At 45.8% G+C, this 17,465-nt stretch carries 19 protein-coding genes; 9 read left to right on the top strand and 10 right to left on the bottom strand.

Annotated features, from left to right (window positions below; all coding sequences use genetic code 11):
• Window positions 1–4: 4 nt before the first annotated feature.
• Both ACFQ4A_RS05820 and ACFQ4A_RS05815 read right to left on the bottom strand, forming a co-directional pair.
• A complete protein-coding gene (locus tag ACFQ4A_RS05820; RefSeq protein WP_382398530.1) occupies window positions 5–847 on the bottom strand; it encodes an alpha/beta fold hydrolase in 843 nt (280 codons plus the stop codon).
• A 16-nt stretch (window positions 848–863) separates the two neighbouring features.
• Window positions 864–1,244 (bottom strand): YbaN family protein, encoded by a 381-nt coding sequence (locus ACFQ4A_RS05815; RefSeq protein ID WP_382398528.1) that lies wholly within the window; start codon window positions 1,242–1,244, stop codon window positions 864–866.
• A 240-nt stretch (window positions 1,245–1,484) separates the two neighbouring features.
• Between ACFQ4A_RS05815 and hisZ the strand changes: the two genes are divergently transcribed.
• The 8 genes from hisZ to hisC are packed head-to-tail and all read left to right on the top strand — an operon-like array spanning window position 1,485 to window position 8,476.
• Window positions 1,485–2,729 (top strand): ATP phosphoribosyltransferase regulatory subunit, encoded by a 1,245-nt coding sequence (gene hisZ / locus ACFQ4A_RS05810; protein ID WP_382398526.1) that lies wholly within the window; start codon window positions 1,485–1,487, stop codon window positions 2,727–2,729.
• A complete protein-coding gene (gene hisG, locus ACFQ4A_RS05805) occupies window positions 2,726–3,352 on the top strand; it encodes an ATP phosphoribosyltransferase (protein ID WP_382398524.1) in 627 nt (208 codons plus the stop codon). Before hisZ ends, hisG begins: the two co-directional genes overlap by 4 nt.
• Before the next feature lie 5 nt (window positions 3,353–3,357).
• Window positions 3,358–4,668: a histidinol dehydrogenase gene (gene hisD, locus ACFQ4A_RS05800; RefSeq protein ID WP_382398522.1), complete on the top strand. Its 1,311-nt coding sequence runs from the start codon at window positions 3,358–3,360 to the stop codon at window positions 4,666–4,668.
• A complete protein-coding gene (hisB, locus tag ACFQ4A_RS05795; RefSeq protein ID WP_382398520.1) occupies window positions 4,634–5,218 on the top strand; it encodes an imidazoleglycerol-phosphate dehydratase HisB in 585 nt (194 codons plus the stop codon). Before hisD ends, hisB begins: the two co-directional genes overlap by 35 nt.
• A 60-nt stretch (window positions 5,219–5,278) precedes the next feature.
• Window positions 5,279–5,989: a 1-(5-phosphoribosyl)-5-[(5-phosphoribosylamino)methylideneamino]imidazole-4-carboxamide isomerase gene (gene hisA, locus ACFQ4A_RS05790; RefSeq protein ID WP_382398518.1), complete on the top strand. Its 711-nt coding sequence runs from the start codon at window positions 5,279–5,281 to the stop codon at window positions 5,987–5,989.
• Window positions 5,990–6,748, top strand: coding sequence for an imidazole glycerol phosphate synthase subunit HisF (gene hisF / locus ACFQ4A_RS05785; protein ID WP_382398516.1), 759 nt, complete (start codon window positions 5,990–5,992; stop codon window positions 6,746–6,748).
• A gap of 8 nt (window positions 6,749–6,756) precedes the next feature.
• On the top strand, window positions 6,757–7,401 hold the full coding sequence (gene hisIE, locus ACFQ4A_RS05780; RefSeq protein ID WP_382398514.1) for a bifunctional phosphoribosyl-AMP cyclohydrolase/phosphoribosyl-ATP diphosphatase HisIE: 645 nt from the start codon (window positions 6,757–6,759) through the stop codon (window positions 7,399–7,401).
• A complete protein-coding gene (gene hisC, locus ACFQ4A_RS05775) occupies window positions 7,394–8,476 on the top strand; it encodes a histidinol-phosphate transaminase (RefSeq protein WP_382398558.1) in 1,083 nt (360 codons plus the stop codon). Before hisIE ends, hisC begins: the two co-directional genes overlap by 8 nt.
• Before the next feature lie 155 nt (window positions 8,477–8,631).
• Here the strand turns inward: hisC and ACFQ4A_RS05770 are convergent, their stop codons facing one another.
• The 8 genes from ACFQ4A_RS05770 to fni form a co-directional block, all read right to left on the bottom strand.
• On the bottom strand, window positions 8,632–9,399 hold the full coding sequence (locus ACFQ4A_RS05770; protein ID WP_382398512.1) for a SurA N-terminal domain-containing protein: 768 nt from the start codon (window positions 9,397–9,399) through the stop codon (window positions 8,632–8,634).
• 337 nt (window positions 9,400–9,736) lie between these two features.
• The gene (locus tag ACFQ4A_RS05765; protein WP_382398510.1) at window positions 9,737–10,687 is read right to left on the bottom strand and encodes a siderophore ABC transporter substrate-binding protein; all 951 of its coding nucleotides are present in this window, start codon (window positions 10,685–10,687) and stop codon (window positions 9,737–9,739) included.
• A 17-nt stretch (window positions 10,688–10,704) separates the two neighbouring features.
• Window positions 10,705–11,463 carry an iron ABC transporter ATP-binding protein gene (locus tag ACFQ4A_RS05760; protein ID WP_382398508.1) on the bottom strand — a complete coding sequence of 253 codons (759 nt, stop codon included), beginning with the start codon at window positions 11,461–11,463 and terminating at the stop codon, window positions 10,705–10,707.
• The gene (locus ACFQ4A_RS05755; protein ID WP_382398506.1) at window positions 11,457–12,407 is read right to left on the bottom strand and encodes an iron chelate uptake ABC transporter family permease subunit; all 951 of its coding nucleotides are present in this window, start codon (window positions 12,405–12,407) and stop codon (window positions 11,457–11,459) included. Before ACFQ4A_RS05755 ends, ACFQ4A_RS05760 begins: the two co-directional genes overlap by 7 nt.
• On the bottom strand, window positions 12,397–13,350 hold the full coding sequence (locus ACFQ4A_RS05750; RefSeq protein ID WP_382398504.1) for an ABC transporter permease: 954 nt from the start codon (window positions 13,348–13,350) through the stop codon (window positions 12,397–12,399). Before ACFQ4A_RS05750 ends, ACFQ4A_RS05755 begins: the two co-directional genes overlap by 11 nt.
• A 299-nt stretch (window positions 13,351–13,649) precedes the next feature.
• The gene (locus tag ACFQ4A_RS05745) at window positions 13,650–14,375 is read right to left on the bottom strand and encodes a DsbA family oxidoreductase (RefSeq protein WP_382398502.1); all 726 of its coding nucleotides are present in this window, start codon (window positions 14,373–14,375) and stop codon (window positions 13,650–13,652) included.
• Window positions 14,376–14,518: 143 nt separating this feature from the next.
• Window positions 14,519–15,379 carry an MBL fold metallo-hydrolase gene (locus ACFQ4A_RS05740; RefSeq protein ID WP_382398500.1) on the bottom strand — a complete coding sequence of 287 codons (861 nt, stop codon included), beginning with the start codon at window positions 15,377–15,379 and terminating at the stop codon, window positions 14,519–14,521.
• A 277-nt stretch (window positions 15,380–15,656) separates the two neighbouring features.
• Window positions 15,657–16,706 carry a type 2 isopentenyl-diphosphate Delta-isomerase gene (gene fni / locus ACFQ4A_RS05735; protein ID WP_382398498.1) on the bottom strand — a complete coding sequence of 350 codons (1,050 nt, stop codon included), beginning with the start codon at window positions 16,704–16,706 and terminating at the stop codon, window positions 15,657–15,659.
• Between the two features lie 172 nt (window positions 16,707–16,878).
• Between fni and ACFQ4A_RS05730 the strand changes: the two genes are divergently transcribed.
• The gene (locus ACFQ4A_RS05730) at window positions 16,879–17,430 is read left to right on the top strand and encodes an HD domain-containing protein (RefSeq protein ID WP_382398496.1); all 552 of its coding nucleotides are present in this window, start codon (window positions 16,879–16,881) and stop codon (window positions 17,428–17,430) included.
• The last annotated feature ends 35 nt before the right edge of the window (window positions 17,431–17,465 follow it).

The raw sequence follows: 17,465 nt of genomic DNA, 5'->3' as shown, positions 1-17,465 counted from the left end.
AACATCAATCCTTTGCTGTTCTTTCGGTCACCTTATCCTTTTGGAGAAAGGAATAAACCATTTTATCAACCCGTGCATCTTCATGCAATGCACTATGCCCCAGTGAAGGGTCTTCTATCATTTTATAAGTCAATTGTTCTTCGCGGGCGATATGCCGGATCATAGCGACACTTTCCGGTTCGGCAACCGGATCGCCCGTACTGCCGATACTTAAAACCTCCATTTGTGCTGGTATAGCATCTTTATTCAAACGGAGCGTCTTAAGTGCAAGCGAGGCGGGCTTGAGATTCTCTGCCGCCGGATCGTGATGGATTTGAAAATAGGTGTCACTGTATATACCATCAAACGGACTGCCTATGGCTATCAATTTATGGACCCTAGGATATGTAACATCATCCTGGTAATGTTCAATGTAATTTGTCGCAACAAGTCCGCCCATCGAATGACCAACCAGATTGATCGTCGGTATCTGGTATGTTTCTTTCAAATGGGCAAGGGCCCCGGCCAGCCATGCCGACGTTTCTTGAAAATCGGCCCGATTATTTTCGAAAATAACTTGAATAAACATTGTCTCCGTAAAACGCCCATTGTTAAGCTGATGGACATTCAATTTTCCCGTTGGTGACACTTCATAAATCAGAGCCGTCTGCCCCCATCCATACGACTGTTCAAATCGGTTCAGCATATTTCCAAACGAGTTGTATGTCCCTTTGTAACCATGAACAAATACGGTTGGGTTGTTTATCGTCTTTTCCGATTTTGTCTTATCCGGCGCATAAAACCAATGAATGATACCCATTACGACTATAAATAACAGGACCATACTGAAAATATGTTTCGCCTGCATAACCTGACCCCACTGACTATTGTTCTTTTTGCAATGTTTTTTGTTTCAGAATAAACCACGTGAAATAGCTGCCGATAGCGGCGAGCAGTATTTGGACAGCCGGCAGCGGGATGATAAAAACAATGGAATAACCCATGGCCAGCCATAAAACAATCACACCCGTTACTTTCGCTTTTAATGGTATGCCCTTTCCATCCCGGTAATTCCGGATATAGGAACCAAAATATTTATTCGTTATCAACCAATGATACAACTTTTCCGAACTTCTGACATAACAGGCAGCCGCCAGCAATAATAAAGGTGTTGTCGGCAGAAGCGGCAGAATGATCCCCAATATGCCAAGTCCCAGCGAAATCGACCCGGCTATCATTAAAAACAGTTGTTTAACTTGTTTCATCTTAAACACCAGCTATATTGAAATACTGTATCATTATTTATTATAGCATTTAGCCGTTTATTATGCTTTATGGATTAAAGAATTTTATATGACAATTCAACCCGAAATTTCCGCCGATTATTTTTTCTGCTTTAATGCCCCACTTTTTGGTTGACTTTTCAGAAATGACACTTTAAAATACAAATTAACTTTAATTAGATAAAGCGATAAAGTAATAAAGTAATGATTGGAGTTTTGACCATGCAACCGTTCTTATCCGGGACCGGTGATAACTTAAGCCTGACCGATTTTCAGCTGCAAACCAGTCTGATTGACACGATCAAACATCGTTTCCATACCTATGGTTACCAGCAAACGCGGACTGGTACGTTTCAGGACTATGAGCTGTATGCCTCCATGACCGGAACTGTCCGTAAACGGGACATGATCAAAACGATTGATCCTTCGGGTGACGTCCTGGTGTTGCGGCCTGACGTCACGATCCCGATTACACGGAAGATGGCATCGGAAAAGGAACGTCACCACAGACTGTTTTATGTGGAAAATGTTTTCCGGCAGCCCAGTTCCGGAAGTCAGCATCAGGAGTTTACCCAGGCCGGGGTCGAGTGCTTTGGTGAAAACAGCCCTGAAAATGACGCGGAATTGATTGCCATGGCTGTTCATCTATTAAATGACCTCAGTTTTGACCAATTTAAAGTCGAGATCAGCCATGCTGGTTTTTTTAAAGAATTGATCGATGAATTGCCACTATCAGCGGAGGAGTCGGTAAAGCTGCAGAGACTGATCCAATCAAAAAATCTGGCGGAAATTGGGCCTTTTCTGGACCGTTTGCCTGCTGAAGCTGAAACCGTAGAAGCGGTTAAAGCAATTCCACTGTTATATGGCAATCCGCAAACAGTAATGGACCACGCTGCTGCGATCGCCCTGAATGACAGCATGCAACAAACCATTGACGAACTGAAACAGGTTTACGCAGTGCTGAACGCTTATGGTGTGGCAGATTCGGTTGTTTTTGACCTTGGATTGATCAATCATATGACTTATTACTCTGGTATTATTTTCCAGGGTTATGTGACCAGCTCGAGCAAGCCTGTCTTAATGGGCGGTCGCTACAATGACTTGGCGGAACAATTCGGTCAGAAAACACCAGCGATTGGTTTTGGTTGTATTATTGATTTTCTATTTGAAGCCCTGAAAGCAGCCGGGCAAGAGCCGGCTATGCATCATCCGGCCGAATTGATCATGTCCTACGAGCCGGACAGAATGACAGATGCCTTGAAAGCTGCCAGCACACTCCGGAATAAAGGTTTCTGTGTGATGACACAGCATTCAGAACGCCGCCCAATCGATCATGATGTTCCCGCAGCCTTCACTGTTTACTATGAAGCCGACCGTACCACTCTTTGCCATGAGCAAAACCAAGTGGCGTTTCAGGGGACGGATGAACTACTTAGCCTCTTGCAGGAAATGAGGGAGACCAAATGAAGCCAATCACACTCGCACTGGCAAAAGGACGGACAGCTGACGATTCTATTAAGCTATTGGAGAAGGCCGGTGTTCCTTTTCCCAATTTCAGCTATGATTCCCGAAAGTTGGTATTCTATGATACGTCCGGATCGATCAAACTGATTTTCGTGAAAGCCGTCGATGTCCCGACTTATGTGGAAAATGGCGCAGCAGACCTTGGTATTGTCGGTAAGGATAACATTATGGAGGCGCAGGCCGATATATATGAAATACTTGATCTCAAACTCGGAAAATGCCAATTCGCTGTGGCCGGTTTTAACGGTGACCACCCACAGAAAAACCATATACTGACCGTTGCTTCCAAGTACCCGACCGTTGCCCGCAACCATTTTCAACAAAAAGGCGTGCCTGTCAAGGTCATCACGTTAAATGGATCGGTTGAACTAGCGCCAATCATCGGGCTGGCGGATATGATTGTCGATATCGTGGAAACCGGCACGACCTTACGGGAAAACGGTCTGAATGTCCTTGAAGAATTGGAGCCAATCAGCACCAGACTGATTGTGAATAAAGCAAGTTTCACAACCAGGTCCGAAAGTGTGCACACATTGATTCATACGTTACAAACTGGTTTGGAGTGACAGAGATGAAGGTGTTATCAGCCGAGCACTATTTGCAGGAAAAACAGAATAAATCAAGTCAAACTGATGATAGTCACCTGGATGAATCCGTCATGGCCATTATTTCTGAGGTGAGACAGGAAGGCGATAAGGCTCTAAAGCGAATGACGGAAAAATTCGACGGTGTCAAGCTTGACCGGATCACCGTTTCCGAGGAAGAATTTTTGCAAGCAGAAAGCGCGGTCAATCAAGCGTTTAAAACAGCCCTGAAAACAGCACGGGAAAACATTGAGGCGTTTCATAAGGAGCAAAAGGAACAGTCCTGGTTCATCAATCAGCCTGGGGGCATAACGCTCGGCCAAAAAGTAACACCGATTGAACGGGTTGGGGTCTACATTCCGGGCGGGAAGGCCTCTTACCCGTCATCGGTCCTGATGAATGTGATCCCAGCCCAATTAGCCGGGGTAAACGAGATAGCCATCACCACCCCGCCCGATCGCGATGGAAAGGTAAGCCCATATGTCCTTGCTGCTGCCAGAGAAGCCGGTGTCGATACCGTTTATAAAGCAGGCGGTGCCCAGGCGATTGCTGCGCTTGCTTATGGCACTGAGACAATCCAAAACGTGTTTAAAATCGTCGGCCCCGGTAATGCCTACGTGGCCCGTGCCAAGAAATGGGTATTCGGAGATGTTGATATTGATATGATAGCCGGGCCAAGTGAAATTTGCATCATTGCCGACGCTACAGCAAATCCCCGTTTTGTGGCGGCCGATCTATTGTCCCAGGCGGAACACGATGAGGCGGCCCGCCCGCTGCTCGTTACGACCAGTCAGCAAATGGCCGACACGGTAAGGGACGAAATAACGCAGCAGACGGAACAATTGGAGCGACAAGCGATCATTCAACAATCACTCAAACAAAACGGCCGCATCATCCTGGCTGAAACACTTTCCGAAGCGTTCGCGACTGCTAATGCGATCGCACCAGAACACTTGCAGCTGATGATCCAGGAGCCATTTGTAAACCTGGCGAACATCACCAACGCAGGCGCGATTTTTCTCGGCGATTATTCACCCGAACCGCTTGGCGATTATGCCGCCGGCCCGAATCATACATTGCCGACCAGTGGAACCGCAGTCTTTTCCTCGCCACTCGGGGTCTATGATTTTGTCAAAAGATCAAGTGTTATCCACTATCCGAAAGAAGCCTTGAACCAGGTGTCCGAAGATATTATACGCCTCGCTGAAGCTGAAGGACTTACCGCACATGGCCAATCGATAAAAATTAGAAAGGATGATGATCATGCGTCAAGCGACCGTCAATCGCAGGACAGCTGAAACAGCCATTACGGCACATATCGCTCTGGACGGTAATGGGACATCACAAGTTGAAACAGGTGTTGGGTTTTTGGATCATATGCTGACCTTGATGACGAAACACGGCATGTTAAATATGACGTTGAACTGTGACGGCGATCTGGATGTTGACCAGCACCATACCGTCGAGGATACGGGCATTGTACTCGGCCAGGCCTTTAAGGAAGCACTTGGTGACAAAGCCGGGATCACTCGTTATGCTGCGGTAACAACCCCAATGGACGAGGCGCTCTCGTCTGTTTCTATCGACATTAGTGGACGCCCGTATCTCGTCTATCATGTCGATGGGCTGAAAGATAAAGTCGGGACATTTGATACAGAGCTTGCCGAGGAGTTTTTCCGGGGTTTTGTCAATCACGCCGGTGTCACGCTGCACATTAACCTAGCTTATGGCTCGAACAGTCACCACATAATTGAATCGATTTTTAAAGGAGTCGGGCGAGCCATCGGCCAAGCTGCCGCGTTGAATGAAAAAGTGGATGGGGTTCCCTCCACGAAAGGATCGCTTTAAGCACGTGTTCAAACAACTGTCAGATGAAAACTTACGACCAATAATGGGGGCGATGCAATCATGATGCTTTTTCCAGCCATCGATATCAGAAACGGTAACTGTGTCCGTCTTGTTCAAGGTGACTATAAACAGGAGAAAATATACAGCAACTCCCCTGCAGATGTAGCACGACAATGGGAAAATGATGGTGCTGACTATTTGCATATGGTTGACCTTGATGCTGCCAAAGATGGGACGTCCGGCAATATCGAAACCATTCGCGGCATTGCCGGGACTACCACTATTCCTGTCCAGGTCGGCGGCGGGATCCGTTCGGTGGACACGATCCGTTCATACCTGTCAGCAGGTGTTGACCGTGTCATCATCGGTACCGCCGCCATCAAAGACAAAACATTTTTAAAAGAGGCGGTACGGCTATTCGGCAGCCAAATCGCCGTGTCGATTGACGCACGAAACGGCTATGTCGCCAGTGATGGCTGGACGGAAACGAGTGATGTAAAAGCGGCAGATCTTGTCAAGGAACTTGAGGCCATTGGCGTTACGACCATCATTTATACCGACATACTGAAAGACGGCATGCTGAAGGGGCCCAATTTTCAGGAGCTCGATACCATCAACCAGCTGACATCGCTTAACGTTATCGCATCTGGAGGTGTCTCTTCCAAAGCAGATATCCGTCAATTGGAACGTATGGATCTATATGGTGCCATTATCGGCAAAGCCTTATATGATGGTACATTATCTTTCAAATCACTACAGGGGGACGAATGAATGAAAGCAAAACGCATTATTCCGTGTATCGATGTTGACAAAGGGCGGGTTGTCAAAGGGCAGCAATTCCAGAATGTTCAAGATGTCGGCGATCCGGTAAAACTTGCTCGACGCTACAATGAAGCCGGAGCGGGTGAGCTTGTTTTTTATGACATTACCGCCACGACTGAAAACCGGCCGATATTTCGTGAGGTTGTCGAACAGGTGGCAGCCGAAGTCTCTATTCCCTTTACGGTCGGCGGTGGTATCCGCAGTATCCATGATATTCAAGAGATAATCGAAGCCGGCGCGGACAAAGTATCGATCAACAGTGCTGCCGTCAAAAACCCGGATCTGATACGGGAAGCGGCTCAGGCGTTCGGCACTCAGTGTGTCGTTCTGTCCCTTGATGCCAAACAGACCGGGCCGCAGCAATGGTCCATTTTTAAGAACGGTGGCCAGGAAGACACTGGTCTCGATGCTATCGACTGGGCCAAACAGGGTGAACAGCTCGGCGCTGGCGAAATCGTCGTCAATGCCATCGATGCTGACGGGGATAAGAACGGCTATGATCTAACACTGACAAAAGCCATCGCTGAAGCTGTCACTGTCCCTGTCGTAGCAAGCGGCGGTGCCGGAACGAACGAGCACATTGCCGACGTGCTGACAAAAGCTGGCGCTGATGCCGCATTGGCAGCTTCAGTTTTTCATTATAATACGATACAAATACCTGAATTGAAAGACTACCTCGGCCAAAATGGTACGACTGTCAGGAGGTAATTAATCATATGAATCATGCACAACTAAACGATCTCACCTTTGATGAACAAGGTCTGATACCGGCAATCATTCAGGACTTCGAGACTGGCGACGTGCTGACCCTTGCATATATGAATCGAGCATCGCTGAACAAGACAATTGAAACCGGTGAAACATGGTTTTTTAGCCGAAAGCGGCAGCAACTTTGGCATAAAGGGGAAACATCCGGCAACCGGCAGCTTGTCAAAGATATCCGCTGCGACTGTGATACGGATTCATTGCTGATCAGGGTTGAGCCACTCGGACCAGCTTGCCATACCGGGACCAGATCATGTTTTAATCAAACACTGCAGGATCGTGACGCAGATGAGCAAATGACACTGCAAGAACTGGCTGCCCTCATTCAACAACGGCGTAACGAAGCACAGGAAGGATCCTATACCACTTATTTATTCAATGAAGGCATTGATAAAATCCTTAAAAAGATTGGTGAAGAAACTAGTGAAGTGATCATCGGGGCGAAAAATAACGCCCATGATGAGATGGTCTGGGAAATTGCCGACCTCACCTATCATACCCTAGTCCTGATGACGTTGATGGGCGTCTCTATAGCGGATATTAAACAGGAATTGACTAAACGGCACACAGCGAAAGGACGTGTTGACGCTGACTAAATTTTGGAGTGACACAGTCAGACGTACAGAGCCTTACGTACCGGGCGAACAGCTGAATGATCCGGACATCGTCAAACTAAACACCAATGAAAATCCATACGGGCCCTCACCCCGTGTGATCGAGGCCATTCAATCTGAATTGACACGGAAACTGCACCTGTACCCGTCACCCGGTGTTGAGACACTTCGCGATTCAATCGGCCGTAATTATAATCTCGATCAGGATTATGTGTTCGTCGGTAATGGATCAGATGAAGTGCTCGCGTTTTCATTTATGGCCTTTTTCAACCAGGATGCAGCCATACGTTTCCCAGCGGTGACGTATAGTTTTTATCCGGTTTACAGCAAATTGTTTCGTATCCCTTATGAACAAGTGCCGTTAAATCGGGACTTCTCGATACCGGCAGAGACGTTTTTCGGAGCGGAAGGCGGCGTGATCATCGCCAACCCCAATGCGCCGACAGGGTTATATTTGGATGTGAATACGATTGAAGATATCGTTGTAAACAATCCAGATCAGGTGGTCATCATTGATGAAGCTTATATCGATTTTGCCCCCGCTTCAGCTGCATCCCTGGTTCAGCACTATCCGAATCTGCTGATCGTCCAGACAATGTCCAAATCCCGGTCGCTGGCTGGCTTGCGGGTCGGTTTTGCGATTGGTGATCCGGGGTTGATCAAAGCGCTCATCCGGATCAAAGATTCGTTCAATTCCTACACGGTTGACCGTTTGGCCATTGCCGGTGCGACAGCCGCCATTCAGGATAACACGTATTTTCGGACAACAACCGAAAAGATTATCAGTACAAGGGAGTGGCTCATCCCGGAAATGAAAAAGCGCGGCTTTCATGTGCTCCCATCCCGGGCCAATTTCATTTTCGCTTCACACTATAAGGCGCCAGCCGAATTCCTTTATCACAACCTGAAACAACAGAAATTTCTGGTGCGTCATTTTAATAAGCCGGAAATCGATGGCTATTTACGGATTACCATCGGGTCAGATGAGCAGATGGCACATTTTTTAGATGCAGTGGATCACATCCTATCTTCAGCAGATCTGGCTGTTCGGGATTAGACCATGGAGGGAAACGTGGCTGACGGCCTCGTCTTTCCAGAGACCCAAGGGGAAATCGGCGCATCAATCGTTTGACAACATCACTCAGGATGGTATCATTTCTTATCGTATAAAAAAAACCAGGTTCAAAAGGAGAACCTGGTTTTTTTGCGTTTTTATATATTAATCGTTACATCAGCATCTTCACGAAGTTGTTCAACAATGGTTTGCGTTGCCTCTGCTTCTTTTTGGCGCTTGACCTGGGTTTTTAGATCTGACTTCATGTCATCAAACGATGGGATATCGCCCTCTTCACCATCTTCACTCATTTGTTCTTGCTGCGCTTTCCACTGATCGTACGTTTCCTGCAGTTCCTCATCCGTCGGTTCAGTGTCCCCAGACTCTTCAGCAATCAGTTTGTCCACTTTTACCTGCGTTTGAATTTGGGACATGACTTCTTCCTCTTTCATGCCCTGTTCTTCGAGAGCAGATATAAATTCATCTGATGATTCAAGCTGGTTTTGTTGAGCCAATTCATTCAACGTATCATCGATGTCTTGTTCTGAAGCCTCATAATCACGATTATTGGCTTCCTGCGTGAGAAGTTCGGAACCAACCATGCTTTCTGCTGTCTGTTTTTTCAACTGATCCTGGTCAAGTTCCTGCCCGCTCATCTGCGATTGCATGGCCATTTGCTGAAATTGCCCCTGGTAAGTACTTTCAAATTCTTCTTTTGTGATTTCTTCACCATTGACCTCTGCTACAACATCAGGCACACCTTCCAGATTGGGTTCAGGCATTTCCGGTTCCCCGGAAGCCTGTTCTTCCTGACTTTCCTCCGAACCGTTTTCCTCATTATCGCCAGAGTCGCCGTCATCGCCGCCACATGCTGCGAGCAGAACAGCCAAACTCAATGCCATCACAATTATTATAAACTTCTTCATAGACTTGTTTCCCTCATTTCCTATTTATTGTTATTTCATTGTTCCTTCATTCAATCATATCTTATGGGGGTACTGCAAGTTTTATTATATACAAGCTATTTCCGGTCACATCCCATGACAGCAGTTCTGGTGCCCGTTATTAACATTTCATTTACATTTTTTCCGGATTTTCACTAACTTTTGCCGTAAGAAAAAACGCTGACGCGTCTTTTCAGATGCCAGAGGTCAGAAGTCGGATTGGAGGAAATCGGCGAGGTAGCCGATTTCAAAATTTTATATACTTTCTTATCTTTTAAAAACAGGAGGGTTGGCACCATCACCAACCCCCTTTCTCTCACTAATCCAGACTTTTTGAGATTTCACTTACCATTTCCTGTACAGAGGCCAATCCCCCGCCGGAAAGATACCAATAATCCGGGTTCAGGTACTCAATATTATCATTCTGGTAGGCTTTTGTTTTCTCAACTAATTCATTTTCGACAACTTGTTGTGCGGATGATTCACTGCCGACAACGGCACCGCGGTCAATGACGTAAAGCATTTCCGGGTCCTGTTCAACGACATATTCAAAGGTAACGTTCATACCGTGTGTAGAAGCTTCAATGCCTTCATCAACTGCCGGCACACCAAACACGTCATGGATCAAGCCAAACCTTGAGCTCGGGCCATATGCGCTGATCTTATCATCATTAGCGAGAATGATTAAGGCGTTGGTGTCAATGGAAGACGCTTTTTCGTTCAAATCATCGATCGATTGGTCGATACGCTGCAATTCCTGATCAATTTCATCCTCTTTAGCAAAGATATTTCCGACAGTTTGCATGTTTTCTTTAAATGATTCCATATAACGGGTTGTCTCAACGCCAAGATGAACCGTTGGGGCAATATCCGCCAATTGATCGTATAACGATGCCTGCCGTGCTGAAATAATAATCAGATCCGGATCAATTTGGGCTATTTTATCAAAATCCGGCTCTTTTAAACTGCCGGCGTTTGCATAGTTGTCACTTTCGTATTTATCCAGATAATCCGGAATGGCATCTTTAGGGACCCCTGTGACATCAATATCCAGTTTATCAAGTGTATCTAGTATCCCAAAGTCAAAGACGACGACTTTTTCCGGATTTTTTGGTACATCCGTTTCCCCGAGTTCATGTGTAACCGTTAGCGTTTCTTGTTCGTCGGAGGAACCAGTCGTTTCATCCTCCCCGGAATCAGTTGAAGCACCGCATGCTGCTGTTATCACCATTAAAATACCTAGAATCGCTATCAACACGTATTTTTTCATGTATTTCATCCTCCCATTTAAGCAAAGTAAACGCAAATTCTTTGATTATTAACATGTTTAACGTCAATGTCCATATCATAAATCTCTTTCAAAACACAGTTATCGATGACATCACAGGTTCGCCCCTGTTTGACGATTTCACCGTCTTTAAGGGCGACAATCTGATCCGAATAACACGAGGCAAAATTGATATCGTGAATGACAATCAGTATCGTTTTTCCCAGTTCATCAACAAGCCTTCTCAGTGTTTTCATAATTTGTACAGAATGCCGCATATCCAGGTTATTCAACGGCTCATCAAGCAGAATATATTCCGTGTCCTGGGCGATAACCATGGCAATATGGGCGCGCTGACGCTGGCCGCCACTCAACTTATCTAAGTATTGATCCTGAATGTCACGCAGTTCCATATAATCAATCGCCTCGTCAACCTTGGCCCAGTCTTCTGAGTTCAGCCTTCCCTGGGAATATGGAAAGCGACCAAACGACACCAGCTCACGAATGCTCAGGCGGAGATTCACATTGTTCGACTGTTTCAATATGGAGATTTTTTTAGCCAGTTCACTGTTCTTTTGTTTGGTGATATCTTTCCCATCAATCGAGATATCACCTTCATCTTTGGCAATCAGCCTGCTTACCATGGAAATGAGCGTGCTTTTCCCGGCCCCATTCGGCCCAATGAATGACGTAATCGTCCCTTTTTCCACCGAGACAGAGACATCGTTAATGACATTCTTCTGATTATACGTTTTAAAAACACGTTTCAAATCTACCATGACTGATTCTCCTTTAATAAAAGATAAATAAAGTAAATACCACCGACAAAGTTGATAATCACACTGATCGTTGTCTGAAATGCAAAGACTTCCGCGACAATAAATTGTCCGCCTAACAGGGCAATGATACTGATCAGCACGGAGCCGATAATCAAATAAACGTGACGATATGTTTTGAGAAACTCGTAAGTAACATTGACAACCAGTAAGCCGAGAAATGTAATCGGCCCGACCAGTGCTGTTGCAATCGAAATCAGGACGGCCACAATAATTAAAAGCCGTTTCACGACATAGTCGTAAGGAACCCCTAAATTGATGGCGTGATCTTTACCCAACGCGAGTACATCAAGATACTTATAAAAACGGGCAAAATAAAGCGTGACAAGCACCATTAACCCGAGCGATAAATAAACAAGGTCCTGATTGACATTGTTAATGCTGGCAAACATCTGATCCTGCGCCATCATGAACTCATTCGGGTCGATAAGCACCTGCATGAAATCAGTGAAGCTGCCGAAAAAGGTTCCTAGAATCATGCCAACTAAAAGAAGAAAATAGATATTGTTATCGTCGCCTTTAAATAAAAACCGGTACAGTGCCAGTGAAAATAACACCATTGCTCCAATGGATACAAAATAATTAATGCTGCTGCTCATCATCACGAGCGACCGCGAACCAAATACAAAAATGATAAACGTTTGCAGCAATAGGTAGAGCGAGTCAAGCCCCAAAATATTCGGCGTTAAAATCCGGTTATTCGTAATCGTCATAAAGACAGTGGTTGCAAATGCGATGGCTGACCCGGTCAACAGAATGGCAAGGACTTCTATAAGACGTCTCGGTAAAATATAGCCGATATTGCCGGTCAGATCATACAAGATATAAAACAGGGTGACGGCTGCTGCGATAATTGCGAGGGTGATCGTCTTTTTCTTATAACCCATATTTCTTTCTCCTCAGCAACAGATAAATAAACAGACCGCTTCCGATGACACCAACTGTCAAGCTGATCGGAATTTCATACGGATAAATGATCACCCTGCCAATGACATCACACGCCAAGACGAAAATGGCCCCCAGCAGCGCCGTATGTAACAGACTCTTTCTTAAATGATCACCCTGATAAATGGTTACGATATTGGGAATAATCAGCCCAAGGAACGGAATAACCCCGACCGACAACACAACGGATGCTGTTACCAGTGCAACAATAATCAGTCCGATGTTAACAACTTGCTGGTAATTCAATCCGAGGTTTTTGGCAAAATCCTCGCCTAGCCCTGCGATCGTGAATCGGTCAGCAAACACATAAGCAACGACCAAAATCGGGAGACTGACATACATCAGCTCATAATTGCCGCTCATGATCATCGAGAAATCGCCCTGCATCCACGATGCCATGTTCTGGATCAAATCATTTCGGTAAGCCAGGAATGTCGCGATGGAGCTGATGATATTACCAAACATCAGGCCAACTAACGGGATAAAAATAGCATCCTTGAACTTTATCTTCTCGAGAATTTTCATAAAGATGAACGTCCCCAGCAGTGCAAACAAAAATGAAATAAGCATCTTTTGCAGCGGACTGGCCGAGGTAAATACCATCAACGATACCAATATGCCCAATCTGGCGGAATCCAACGTACCCGAGGTTGTCGGTGATACGAATTTGTTCTTGCTCAGCTGCTGCATGATCAGGCCACAAATACTCATGCTCATCCCGGCAATCAGGATGCTTGCCAATCTCGGCAAACGACTGATCATTAAAATTTCCAGCTGTTCTTCCGACAAACTGAAAATCTCCCATGGTGCCACATCTGATACACCTATAAAAATGGACGTAAAGGATAACACAATCGTTGCCAGTACCAGATGCCAAATCTTCATAAAAAACCCTCGAATGCAATTAGAATGATTATTACCTTTTACAAACTATAAATAAGAATGAAAATCATTATCAATTAGATGCTACGAGTAATTATACCAGATTTTGTGATAACTGCAACATTATTTATTCAAAATTTACGACAGTTACGTGAACACCCGACATGTTGGAAAGGTACTGATACATCGTGTTAAAGGGCCGGGATCAGATTAGTAGAATTCGGTGCGACAGCTGGCCGATCCCGAAAACGCAAAAAGCCTTTGAAAAGTAAAGAACTTTTCAAAGGCTTTCAGCCGACTGCTTAGTCATCATCCACGATTTCGCAGCCTTCATCCGTGCAGTATGTTGTTTTGGACTTTTTAGGATTTAATGATTGCAATACCGGTTGTTCCTTTTCTTCTTCCCATACTTTCTCAAGTACTTCAGCAAAGACTTCCTGCGGCTGGGCTCCGGATACAGCATATTTGTCATTAAATACATAGAATGGAACACCCTGAACACCAAGTTGTCTTGCCTGCTCCTCATCAGCCCGGACATGGATCGCATAATCATCAACTTTCAATAGGGCCGTGACCTCATCCTCATCAAGGCCAACGTCGCCGGCAAGCCTGATAAGCGTTGTATGATCACTAATCAGTTCAGCATCTGTGAAATAAGCTTTTAACAGGCGCTCGGTCATTTCGTTTCCTTTGCCTTTTTCATGAGCATATTTAGCTGTGCGGTGAGCATCAAATGTGTTCGTATGCTGCATGGTATCGAAATTGTATGTCAATCCGACTTCGGCTGCCTGCTCACCAAGACTTTCATTCATGCTTTTCGCCTGCTCGAACGACATACCTTTTTGATCGGCCAGGTATTCATGGATGTTCTGGCCGGGGTTCACGTCAGCATCCGGATTCAGTTCATAGCTTTTATAACCTACTTCAATCGCATCACAATGCGCAAATTGTTCGATTGCCGCTTCCAATCGGCGTTTACCTATATAACAAAACGGGCACACAAAGTCTGACCATACGTCTATCTTCATTCTAAACACCTCATTTCTGATTGTTATTTTAGCACATGTAAAACGTCAATCGTAAATGTTGTGCTTAAAAAAAGGGGGTGTTCAAAAAATCCGGTAAACAGAAGGAACCGGCATCCAAGCCGGTTCCTATGTGAGTCAACAACCTAATGTTCGTGTTCCCCATCGACAAAGCGGCCATAATCAGGCACCGCTGTTTGATCAAACGTTTGAACAAGATGACGCAAACCTTCTGTCAGTTCTTCGCCTTCCATCGCCGTTCCATGACCTGGTACAACGAGACCGGGCTTTAATGCTTCCAATTTTTCAACAGATTTTTTTGCGGCATCCCAATCTGTTGTCAAATAACGTGGCGGTCCGTTCACTTCGTCATTTTGCATCATGACATTATAGAAAGAATCCTGCCGAACCGTAATAAACGCGTCACCCGAAAGAAGCAGCGAGTCTTTTTCACGGTAAAACGATACATGCCCTGGTGAGTGCCCGGGCGTATGAATCCATTCCCAATCCGCCATTCCGGGAACAGTATGGTCTTCCGGTAACGGTTTGACCGCATCACCTAAATCAACCGGCTCATTCGGATACATACCGGATATTTTGGCCAATACGCCACCTTCAACACTCATGTCCGGTTCCGGATAGCTTTTTTCACCAGTCAGATATGGTATCTCCAACTCGTGCGAGTAAACCGGCACATCCCACGCCTTGACAAGCTCCACCAATCCGCCGACATGATCAAAGTGGCCGTGCGTCAAAATAATGGCAGACGGTCTGCTGTTCTCACCAAAACGCTCCGCTGCCTCCGAGCGGATTTCATCTGCCGCTCCGGGAAGGCCGGCGTCAATCAGCACCCACTCCCCTTGTTTCGGATACCCGACAAACATCACATTGGCAATCTGGTCCGTATAGTAATACACATCATTGATGACTTCTCGGCCTGAACCGCTTGTGATGGAAGTCATCGGGATAAACTTATTGTCTTTTGGCTCATGCATTTCCTGATCCATATAAAACCCTCCTTTCCGTGTTAGTATCCGACGGTTAGCCGATTTTAATCAGTTATTTGGCCACGATTCTTTGGCTCATCGTTTTGGCCATCAAGAATCTCGCCGTTCCATCAATCGCTTTTTTCCGGGTAATATCGTCTAAATGTTTCATTGAGGATGGATAATCGTTCATGTCCAAGGCATCGCGCTTACCTTCTTTTTTTATTATGTTACCCGTTACGGATGAGGCCAAACATTAATAAAGCTGTTTACCATTCAGGTAAACAGCTTTAAGAGGTTAATATTCCAGCAGCGATTGCCCCATGATGGAAACGCGCTTGGTGTTTTTCAGTTCATCAAGTGTTTTGGCGCCGACACCAAACATCGTCATTTTCAGTTCGAGTTCGATTTGGTCCATCGTTTCCACGACCGCTTGAGCCGATTCTGTTGCCGCCTGCAGCAGTTTTCTGGCAAAACCGATGACGTCGGCACCAATGGTCAGTGCTTTGGCCGCATCCATGCCGGTCTTCATCCCACCGCTGGAGACGACCGGAACGTCCGGCAATGCACTCCTGACCGAGACAATACAGTCTTTCGTCGGAATTCCCCAGTTATTAAAGGCTTCCGCGGCAGCTTTTTTCAACGGATCATTGGAGCGAAGTTTTTCCACCTGGCTCCAGGATGTTCCGCCCGCTCCGGCAACGTCGATGTAGGAAATACCGGCATCATACAGTTTTTTGGCGATGGTACCGTCGATACCGAAACCGACTTCTTTCGCCCCAACTGGAACGTCTAATGTGGAACAGACTTCTTCAATTTTCGGCAGCAGATGTTCAAAGTTCAAGTCGCCTTCATCCTGAACCGCTTCTTGCAACGGATTAAAGTGCAGCACAATCGAGTCAGCGCCGGTCATATCAACAATCCGTTGGCATTCCTCCGCGCCATAGCCGTAATTTAACTGGACCGCGCCAATATTGGCGATCAAGGGAACAGTCGGCGCATGCTTACGGATTAAAAATGATTCCTGGTGCGCATCACTTTCGAGGAGAGCTCTGGTTGAGCCCAGCGCCACAGCCCATCCTTTTTCTTCTGCTGCTTTGGCGAGATTCTGATTGATTTTTTCCGCCAGTTCCGAGCCACCCGTCATGGAACTGACAAGGAAAGGGGCATTAATCGGTTTATCGAGGAAACGGGTATCCATCTCGATATCGGCAAAGTTTATTTCCGGCAACGCATTATGTATAAACGAGATCCCCTCAAGCCCAGTTGACTTGTTCACACCTTCCACATTATCGTTTAAACAAAGCCGGATATGTTCCGTTTTCCGCTTGTTGATCCCTTCATTCATCGCTACTCATCCTAACCATTTATTTTAAACCAATGTCCTTCTGTTATCATTATCCTCATCATACCAATAAATGATCAGGAATAAAACAAAATGAAAGCCTATCATTGACAATTGAAGACGCTTCGCCCGGCTGTTATACTAACGCCAGCCAAACCTGTCGGGAGGCCAGTCCATGAAACAGAAAGCAAAGGCATTCGCCGAAAAAGCCCATGAAGGTCAGACACGCAAAAGTTCCAATGAGCCGTACATTACCCATCCCATCCGGGTAGCAAAACGACTGGAAACGTCCGGGTTCAGTGACGAATTGGTTTGTGCGGGCTATTTGCACGACGTCGTGGAAGATACATCTTATGAAATCGAGGATATTAAAGAGGTGTTTGGCATCCAGGTTGCCAGACTGGTTTTTGCCCATACAGAAGATAAATCAAAATCATGGCGTGAACGGAAGCAGCACGCCATTGATACCGTTAAGTATGCTCCCAAAGGTGAGAAATATTTGATTGTCGCCGATAAATTGGATAACCTTCTGTCGATGGAAAAGGAATATGAACTTCAAGGTGATTTACTGTGGGATAACTTTAATGCCGGTTACGATTTGCAGAAATGGTACAATGAATCGATTGCTGAGAATATGTACACCGGATTGGCGGCGGATGAGGTACCTAGTTATTTTTGGGAATTTGAAGAAGCAGTGGCGCGGGTGTTTGGGCGACGATCTTTTTGACTGTTTCCAGACTTATGGTGATGAAAAAACGATGA

The organism is Lentibacillus salinarum (assembly GCF_042679865.1).
GTDB classification, from domain to species: Bacteria; Bacillota; Bacilli; order Bacillales; family Amphibacillaceae; genus Lentibacillus; species Lentibacillus salinarum.
Note: the sequence above shows the minus strand (reverse complement) of the source record. Positions and strands in the feature narration are given on the sequence as shown.